This is a genomic window from Vibrio sp. Vb0888 (genome assembly GCF_033338835.1).
Lineage (GTDB): Bacteria > Pseudomonadota > Gammaproteobacteria > Enterobacterales > Vibrionaceae > Vibrio > Vibrio alginolyticus.
The window spans coordinates 1-1,091 of record NZ_JAWOTL010000292.1 but is presented as its reverse complement, the minus strand read 5'-3'; the positions used below and the strand labels follow the sequence as shown (position 1 = coordinate 1,091).

The 1,091-nt window shown below is 46.1% G+C and carries 2 protein-coding genes; both read right to left on the bottom strand.

What is annotated here, in order from left to right; all coding sequences use genetic code 11:
* Nucleotides 1–59 precede the first annotated feature (59 nt).
* Nucleotides 60–578 carry an S-ribosylhomocysteine lyase gene (luxS, locus tag R7P72_RS25725; protein ID WP_005462534.1) on the bottom strand — a complete coding sequence of 173 codons (519 nt, stop codon included), beginning with the start codon at nt 576–578 and terminating at the stop codon, nt 60–62.
* 66 nt (nt 579–644) lie between these two features.
* Nucleotides 645–1,091: hypothetical protein (locus tag R7P72_RS25720; protein WP_318111066.1), on the bottom strand; the 447-nt coding region annotated here is incomplete at its 5' end.

Below are 1,091 nucleotides of genomic sequence, written 5' to 3'. Positions count from 1 at the left end.
AAAACAAAAAGCCTGACTCATGTCAGGCTTTTTGTTTTGTGTTGCCGTTCCAAAAGAACTTAGTCTACGCGCAGCTCTTTTAGCATTGATTCTGGCAAAGCCAACTCGTCGTTTTTATTAACAGACACACCTGCGGCTAGAATGTTCTTGGCAATTTGCTGTGCTTCTTCTAAAGAATGCATCGCTGCAGTACCACACTGGTACTCATTTAGCTCAGGGATTTTGTTCTGGCTTTCCACTTTTAGCACATCTTCCATAGAAGCAAGCCATGCGTCTGCGACTTGCTGTTCAGAAGGCGTACCAATGAGACTCATGTAAAAACCAGTGCGACATCCCATCGGTGAGATATCAATGATTTCCACACTGTCACCATTTAGGTGATTGCGCATGAAACCTGCGTACAAGTGCTCTAGTGTATGAATGCCTTTCTCTGAAAGAATGTCTTTGTTAGGCGCAGTGAAGCGTAAGTCGAAAACCGTAATGGTATCTCCTTTTGGAGTTTGCATGGTTTTCGCGACACGCACTGCTGGTGCATTCATGCGAGTGTGGTCTACGGTGAAGCTATCGAGTAAAGGCATTACATCTCTCCTGATCGTAATTCCAACACCTTGAGGTATTGGTTTGGTTTTTATACCCAAATGGGGTTAAAAGAACCAGCTGCTGTTGTCTTCCAATTCCTGACGACATTGTTTCAGCTGCCAGCCATAAGTCTTTGCGGTTTGCTCAACGCGCCGAGCCACTTTCATCAAACTAGGCTTTCTTTTGTAAGTTCCACGTTTATAACCGCCTCGCCCTTCATGATAGGCCAGATACTGGTTATAAGGGTCCCACAATGAAATGCCTAACTGGCGACGAGTCTCGTGGGTATACCACCCTACAAACATTATCGAATCATCAAAATTGGTGCGCGAACCACCTTGTCCGGTGGAATCTTGGAAGTCATCCCAAGCAGGATCTTGAGCCTGTGCATAGCCATACGCACTGCTTACGCGTCCCCAAGGGATGAAACCCAATACGTAATCTTTGGGTGGTTTGGCATCATGGCGGAAACTGCTTTCCTGCTTGATGATGGCCATGGCAACATGAATGGG